General features: G+C 52.4%; 6 protein-coding genes. All 6 read right to left on the bottom strand.

Annotated features, from left to right (window positions below; genetic code table 11):
• A partial coding sequence (locus tag RDN69_RS05280; protein WP_288218329.1) for a hypothetical protein occupies nt 1-367 on the bottom strand: 367 nt, incomplete at its 3' end.
• A gap of 26 nt (nt 368-393) precedes the next feature.
• Nucleotides 394-2040, bottom strand: a complete 1647-nt coding sequence (rlmD, locus tag RDN69_RS05275) for a 23S rRNA (uracil(1939)-C(5))-methyltransferase RlmD (RefSeq protein WP_288218328.1) — start codon at nt 2038-2040, stop codon at nt 394-396.
• Between the two features lie 15 nt (nt 2041-2055).
• Nucleotides 2056-3018: an ATP-dependent 6-phosphofructokinase gene (locus RDN69_RS05270; protein ID WP_288218327.1), complete on the bottom strand. Its 963-nt coding sequence runs from the start codon at nt 3016-3018 to the stop codon at nt 2056-2058.
• Nucleotides 2927-3622, bottom strand: coding sequence for a shikimate kinase (locus RDN69_RS05265; protein WP_052098693.1), 696 nt, complete (start codon nt 3620-3622; stop codon nt 2927-2929). The genes RDN69_RS05270 and RDN69_RS05265 overlap by 92 nt, the downstream gene beginning before the upstream one ends.
• Before the next feature lie 190 nt (nt 3623-3812).
• The gene (gene potE / locus RDN69_RS05260) at nt 3813-5261 is read right to left on the bottom strand and encodes a putrescine-ornithine antiporter (RefSeq protein ID WP_288218326.1); all 1449 of its coding nucleotides are present in this window, start codon (nt 5259-5261) and stop codon (nt 3813-3815) included.
• Nucleotides 5262-5358: 97 nt separating this feature from the next.
• A complete protein-coding gene (locus tag RDN69_RS05255) occupies nt 5359-7551 on the bottom strand; it encodes an ornithine decarboxylase (RefSeq protein ID WP_288218325.1) in 2193 nt (730 codons plus the stop codon).
• Nucleotides 7552-7621 lie beyond the last annotated feature (70 nt).

Raw genomic sequence — 7621 nt, 5'->3', positions numbered from 1 at the left:
GATCTTTCGTGCTTTCCCGAACGTCCACGAAGGTTGCGCTCGAGCTCGCGTTCTGATAAATAATTTCAGAGATTTTGTCATGCGGAACACCTGTCTTTGCTGTATCAAGACATTTTTCAAGGTCATCCCTAATTTTTGCAAATAAGTTTGTCCCTTGAGTTGTGTATTCAACAAAAACATACTTTCCATTTGATGCAATAAAATAAGTATCAGGTGTGCCTAAAGTAGTCTTTCGTGTACCTGCTTCTCCACCAAGAGATACTATACTCGGATAGCCAGTTTTATATAAATAAGAATCACAAAGATTTTGAAATGAACCTGCATCCAGTTGTAGTATTTTTTGTTTAATACTTTCAATATTAGCCACTGTCTATGCCCCCTATTGTTTTAATATTACAACATCTTAAAATGCCTAAATGCATCTTTTATTGCTTCTTCTTTTTCTGCTGGACAAATTGGTTGTTTTGAATCCTCATTTTTAGATTTGTTATAGTTTTCTCTTTCTTTAATTCCATACTTTTCTTTTACTTGTGCTATATACAAATTAGACACTTTAAATCCAAACTTTTCAAAAACATAGTTTTGAATTTGTTTATATGTAGCCTTACTCTCAGCACTTGTTAAGTCCATATGATCCATCGGAAGTTCTACACTAATATATTTCTTTGAATCAAGTTTGGAAAGTAACGCAATTACTTCGATGTGCGTGGTGTGCGGGAACATGTCGACGGGTTGCACATACGTGACGGCATAGCCGCGGGTGGCGAGGTACGCCGCGTCACGCGCCAAGGTGGCGGGGTTGCAGGAGACGTAGACGATGCGGCTCGGTTGCCAGTCGGCAACGGTCGCGAGTACTTTTTCATCGCAGCCGGCGCGCGCCGGATCCATGACGATGACATCGGGCGTGACGCCCTGCGCAGCGAGTTGGGGTAAAATTTCCGCGGTATCGCCGGCGATGAATGACGCGTTTTCCAAACCGTTTAAGCGGGCGTTGTTGCGAGCGTCTTTGACGGCGGGAGCGAATTTTTCGACGCCGATGACGCGCTGCGCTTGGCGCGCGAGAAAGAGCGAGATGGTGCCGGTGCCGCAGTAGGCGTCAATGACGGTTTCTTGCCCGGTGAGCCGCGCCGCTTGCAGAGCTGTTTCATAGAGGACGCGCGTCTGTACGGGATTCACCTGAAAGAATGAGCCCGGCGACAAGGCGAAGCGCAAATCGCCGATGGTCGCGGCGAGCACTTCATGCCCCCACAAGTGTTTCATGGTTTTACCTAAAATGACGTTGGTGCGTTCTTTTTGAATATTTTGGTAGAGCGATACGAGTTCAGGCACTTCTTCGCGTAAGCGTTCGATCCAACGTTCCTTGTCCGGCAATTCGCGCGTGGCGGTGACAAGGATCGCCATTACTTTGCCGCCTTCGCCGGTGCGGCCAACAACATGCCGCAGTACGCCGGTGCCGGTGCGTTCGTCATAGGGTTCGGTCGCGAGTTCCGCGCGGATTTTGCGCACGGCGGCGAGCAAACGATTGGTCGCGGGATCCTGCAAGAGACAAGTGGTCATATCGACAATATCGTGGCTTTGGCGTTCATAAAAGCCGATCGCGGGACGACCGTCGCGCAAGCCGACGGGGACTTGAATTTTATTTCGATAATGGAAAGGATCCGCCATGCCGATGACGGGTTCGACGGCGACATCGATGCCGCCGATATGCGTCAGCAAGTGCGCGACGCGCGCGCGTTTCCAGCGCAGCTGCGCTTCATAATCCCATGTGACCAGCGGATAGATCCCGACTTCGGGATAGTAACCTTCCGGCGGCGTGACGCGATCGGGTGACGCGGTGATGATTTCACGCAAATCGCCGACGGCGTATTTCTTTTTCAGTGTAAGGATGGTCGCCCGCACGGTTTCGCCGGGCAAAGCGCCGGCAACGAATACGGTAAATCCTTCATAACGACCGACGCCCTCGCCGTGACTGCCCAGATCATGAATGGTGATCGGGTAGTCGCGACCGAGCGCGACGGGAACAGCGTTTATTTTTTTCATGTTCTCTCGATTCTTTTACATACTCAATTCATGGACAAGCTGGTACAATTCCATATCCAGCTCCCGTTTAGTTTGTGATAATTCTGCGTAGGGAACGGCCACGATATTCTGCGCGCGACTGGCGATCAGATGCGCGGTATCGTTTCCTTCCAAGGCGGTGACGGCCGCCGCGCCCAAACGGCTGGACAAGATGCTGTCATGCGCGCTCGGCGCGCCGCCGCGCTGAATATATCCGAGCACGGTGACGGACGGTTCAAAGGTGGTGCGGTCGCTGATAGCTTGCGCCACATCCGCGCCTTTGGCCGCTCCTTCGGCGACAATGACGATGCCGTCATGCTTGCCGTTGTAGCGGCAGGTTTGCAAACGCTCGACAAGAGCGTCCATGCTGACGGGAAGTTCCGGCACGAGTACCGCCTCCGCGCCGCACGCCGCCGCGGCCGTCAATGCCAAATGGCCGCGGGAACGTCCCATGACCTCGATGACGGCGATCCGCTCATGCGAAAAAGCGGTGTCGCGAATGGCGTTCACCGCATGCACGATCGTATTGACGGCGGTATCGAAACCGATGGTTTCTTCCGTGCCCGCCATGTCGTTGTCAATGGTCGCGGGTATGGTCACGGTCGGCAAGCCTTGCGCGGATAATGACGCGGCACCCTGTAACGAGCCGTCGCCGCCGATGACGATCAGGCCGTCGACATGAATACGTTCCAAAAAATCCAGCGCGTGTTTTTGATGGATCAGTTCTTTAAATTCAGGGCAGCGCGCCGTGCGCAGCATCGTGCCGCCGCGGTGAATGATGCCGCCGACGGAACGACGGAATAACGGCAGGTAATCTTCTTCCAACAGTCCCGCATAGCCGCGCCGAATCCCGACGACGTTCCAATCTCTATAAATCGCCGCCCGAACGACCGCCCGAACCGCGGCGTTCATGCCGGGCGCGTCGCCGCCACTGGTCAGAACGGCTACTTTTCTTGCCATAACTATACCCCTTTCGTCTCGTTTTGTGTCGCTCTTGACCGCGCCGCGTCAGAAAACGGAACGGCGCCTGATGCAGGTAACGACCGATCGTGTACGCCAATCGCGTCGGTGTCCGGTACGTGGTATTCACCGACCAGTCAGCGCGTTCGTGCCAGCCGTACCAGGCGCGATTTAAGTCGGCGACGCAATCGGCCAAATTATCGTAGTCGATGGTCGGTCGCTTGCCTTGCTTACGGGCTACGCGCTCAATGATACGAAATGTTTTGGCGTACAACAAAACGACTACGCCGTATTCGCGCAGACGTTCAAACATGTCCTCTTCCAACACGAAGTTGCCGCCGACTGCGATGATCACCTGATGGTAACGGCGTACGCGCTCAATGACCGCGGCTTCCGCCTGTCGCAACGCGTCCGCGCCGAGCGTCGCGCCGAGTTCCGCCAGCGACATGCCGCGTTCGCGTTCCAAAAAGCGATCCGTGTCAATGAACTGCCAGCCCAATTCACGCGCCAGCATCCGCCCGACATGGCTTTTCCCCGTGCCCATGGAGCCGATCAAAACGATATTGCGTTTTTTGATAAGACGGTTTTGACGTTCTTCTCGCATGATCTACCTCTTTGTTGTTATTATAACAAATTATGAGATAAAACAATGAGGAGGATATCGCCGCGTGCGACTTTTTATCGGCTTGCGAATTCGCGCTGACGATGAAGTATTTTCGATTCACGATGCGATAAAAACCAAATTTTTACATACAAAAAAAGAAGCCGCTCACGCGACTTCTTTTCTTTATTCATTATTTAGTTTCGCTTTTCATCGCCGGATCATATTCATGCGATACATGCGCTTCGCTATCCAATTTGGCTTGGCTCGCCGCATAGAGTTTCTGCGCTTCCGCATCGACACGACCCGTACGTTTATCTTCTTCACGGTTCCAGTAAATGGAATCCATCAGGTCGAAACGTTCCGAAACGAAGCCGTAGAGCGTCCAACCGAAGAAGGTAACGAGCGAACCGTAAGTCATCGAGTCGAAGCCCGAAGAATACAGCGCATAGAAGCTGTACAACGAACCGAGGAGCGCGACGAAGGTGGTCGTTCCGCTGTAATGACCCGCCGCTTTCTGAATAACGACCAGAGCCGCCATCGAGAGCAGGTACGGGATGATGTTCGTAACAACCGCCAAGTTAACCAGCGTTTCAAACTGTTCATACAGCGCGTCGCTGATCGTCATTAACGACAGGAGCGACTGAATGACGGTGATCGTGATCATGCCGACGATCGGTGCGCCATAAGAAGTAACTTTGCTGAACAGTTTCGGGAAGTAGCCTTCGTCCGACGAGGTTTTGAATACCTGAGCGATCGTGAACTGCCAACCCAAGAGCGAACCGAAGCAGGACATTACCATGAGACCCATGACGATTTTACCTACCATCGGGGTGAACATCGTCGCGAATGCCAAGCCGAACGGCGCCGAAGACATCGCGAGTTCCGCGTTCGGAACGATACCGGCCATAACGTTGGTGGACAAGATGTAAATGATAGCTGCGCCCAACGTACCGCCTAAGCAAGCGATCGGCACGTTCTTTTCCGGGTTTTCAACGGCTTCGGAGTTGGCGCTTGCCGATTCCATGCCGAGGAAGGCCCACAATGTCATCGCGATCGACTGTGTTAAACCATCAAAGAATTGCACGTTGTGCGGGTTCCAAGCTTCCGTATAGGTCGACGGGCTGAACCAGAACCAACCGAGAACGGAAATGCCGAGTACCGGGATAATAACGCCCCAAACGGTAACCGAAGAAACGCGGCCGGTGTATTTCGCGCCGCCGAAGTTCATGACTGTCGCCAACCAAAGTGTTGCGATCGTCCACATGCCAACGGCTACGGAAGACAACTGCACTTCCATAAATTCCTGCGCGTAACCAACGGCCGAAATCGCAATCGCGATGTTGGCAATCAAGAGCGATACACCGTAGGTGTAGTTCGCCATAAAGGAACCGGCTTTGCCGAACGTATATTCAGCGTAGCCGCCCATACCGCCGCCACGGCGGGTGTACATACCACATTTAGCAAACGCATACGCCAAGCACATCGAACCGACCGCTGTCACGACCCAGCTCAAAATGGACATGGTGCCTACTTGCGCAAGCTTGGTCGGTAACATAATAATACCGGACCCCATCATGTTGACCGCTGTCAAAATTGTCAGCTGGACAACGCTCATTTTATTTTGTGAGCTATCTGCCATTATAAAAGCACTCTCCTCAATACCCGCCTTCCATTACGGTGTGCCGAGTCCGCCCGGCACACCGTGTCTGAAAGCAGGTTTTACAAATACGATCGAATTACGCTTTCGCGAATTCTTCTTCGTATTCTTTCTTCAATACATAACCGTAAGCACGTTTCTTACCGTCTTCGGTTTCCAGGTATACGCCCTGGATTTCCGGCGCGAAGCCCGGCAACTGGTTGATGCCTTCGTTCAGCGCGAGGAAGTATTTCTGCGCGGTAGCGCTCCAACGTTCACCCGGAACGACCGTCAGAACTCCCGGCGGGTACGGCAACGCACCTTCGAGAGCGATGCGGCCTTCGATTTCGTCAACCGGTACCAATTCACCATGGTTGCGAACAAATTCGAGGTTCGCTTTATACGGCGTATTGACATATTCCGGGAAGTAGTCTTTCAGGAACAAACGTTTCTGCAGTTCTTTCACGTTACGTTCTTTGTAGAAGTCCTGCATTTCCTGGCAGAGACGACGAATCGTGTAACCTTTGTATTTGTCGATATTGTTGTAGTAAATGGTCGGCAATACGTCCTGCATCGGCGCATCTTCTTCGATCAAACGTTCGAAGCGAGCGATTTGCGCTACGAGGTTCTGCATCTTGGTCTGCGTTTCCGCCGGCGTCAAGAGGAACAGAATCGAGTTCAAGTCGCATTTTTCCGGAATGATGTTGTTTTCACGGAGGTAGTTCGCGAGAATGTTGGCATGAATACCGAAGTCTTCATAGGTGCCGTCCTGCGCGTTAATACCCGGTGTGGTCAACTGCAGTTTCATCGGATCGACGAAGTACTGGCCTTCGCCGTAACCGTCGAAGGAGTGCCAACGTTCACCCGGAACGAAACGGAAGTAGTCCAGGTTGCTCGCCATGTCTTCGGTGTCGCCGTCTTCCCACGGTTTGCCGTTGACTGTCGGCGGAACGAACGGTTTGATCATTTTGCAGCTGCGCAAAATCGCTTTACGGGTTTCGATACCGAGTTTAACGGCTTCGACCCAAAGGCGTTTGCCTGCTTCGCCGTCAGCCATTTTCGCGTTAACGTCCAAGGACGCGAACATCGGATAGAACGGCGAGGTCGACGCATGCATCATGAACGCGTTGTTCAAGCGTTTATGCGGGCAGTAACGATCCTGACCTTTGATATGGCTGTCTTTTTTGTGGATCTGCGAGGTCTGCGAGAAGCCGGCCTGTTGTTTGTGGACAGATTGGGTTACGAAGATACCCGGATCATCCGGACCGAGTTCCAAGAGCATCGGACTGCAGTCGCGCATCATCGGAATGAACTGTTCGTAACCTACCCAAGCGGAGTCAAAGAGAATGTAGTCGCAGAGGTGACCGATCTTTTCAATGACCTGTTTCGCGTTGTAGATCGTGCCGTCGTAAGTACCGAGCTGGATAACCGCCAGACGGAACGGACGTTTTTCTTTCGCTTTTTTCGGATCCATTTCGGCAGCGAGTTCGCGGAGTTTCTTCTCATCGAAGCAGCCTTCCAGGATACCGCCGATGAAACCGAACGGGTTACGCGCGGTTTCCAGGTATACCGGAGTTGCGCCGGCCTGAACCAAAGCGCCGTGGTTGATCGATTTGTGGTTGTTGCGGTCATAGAGAACCAAGTCGCCGGGGGCGAGCAAAGCGTTCAATACGACTTTATTGGAGGAGGACGTACCGTTCAAAACGAAGTACGTTTTGTCCGCATTGTAGACCTGCGCTGCGTGCTGCTGCGCATCCAAAGCCGGACCTTCATGAATCAAGAGGTCGCCCAACTTAACGTCGGCGTTGCAAAGGTCGGCGCGGAATACGTTTTCGCCAAAGAAATCAAAGAAAGCACGGCCTGCGGGCATTTTACGGTAGAACATACCACCCTGATGGCCCGGGCAGTCAAACTGCGATTTGCCGGCTGCCACATAGTCAGCCAACGAACGGAAGAACGGCGGTAATACGTCTTCTTCGTACGCCGCTGCAGCCTGTTCAACCTGGCGGCTGTAGTAACCGCGTTTGGTGTCCGTGTTCGCCGCGTCGATGACATGGTCAATTTGGCCCATGTATTTCAAGTCGAGCGCTTTGCCTTCGGTCAATACGGCAATTACCGGAATGTTGAATCCCGTTGCTTTCACGTTGTCGAGGTAGTCCATTTCCTGATCTGTGATAACAGCTACCGCAACATCGGTGAAGTCCGTATTGTCGAGACATACTTTTTCCCGGCCGATCGCCAAGTCAAAGTATTGTTCTGCGAGCGGACTGTAACCCACTTTCAGATGCTTCATTATTAAGACCTCCCAGTCTTCTTACTTAGACAATAAATGTCATAGCCACAAAAAAACGGCATTAGCACAA

The organism is uncultured Negativicoccus sp., from assembly GCF_902480485.1.
Classification (GTDB): Bacteria; Bacillota; Negativicutes; order Veillonellales; family Negativicoccaceae; genus Negativicoccus; species Negativicoccus succinicivorans.
Note: the sequence above shows the minus strand (reverse complement) of the source record. Positions and strands in the feature narration are given on the sequence as shown.

Coding starts and splice junctions, on each gene's coding strand:
- RDN69_RS05255 (WP_288218325.1), bottom strand. CDS start 7,551: ATGAAGCATCTGAAAGTGGGTTACAGTCCGCTCGCAGAACAATACTTT.
- RDN69_RS05265 (WP_052098693.1), bottom strand. CDS start 3,622: ATGCGAGAAGAACGTCAAAACCGTCTTATCAAAAAACGCAATATCGTT.
- rlmD (WP_288218328.1), bottom strand. CDS start 2,040: ATGAAAAAAATAAACGCTGTTCCCGTCGCGCTCGGTCGCGACTACCCG.
- RDN69_RS05270 (WP_288218327.1), bottom strand. CDS start 3,018: ATGGCAAGAAAAGTAGCCGTTCTGACCAGTGGCGGCGACGCGCCCGGC.
- potE (WP_288218326.1), bottom strand. CDS start 5,261: ATGGCAGATAGCTCACAAAATAAAATGAGCGTTGTCCAGCTGACAATT.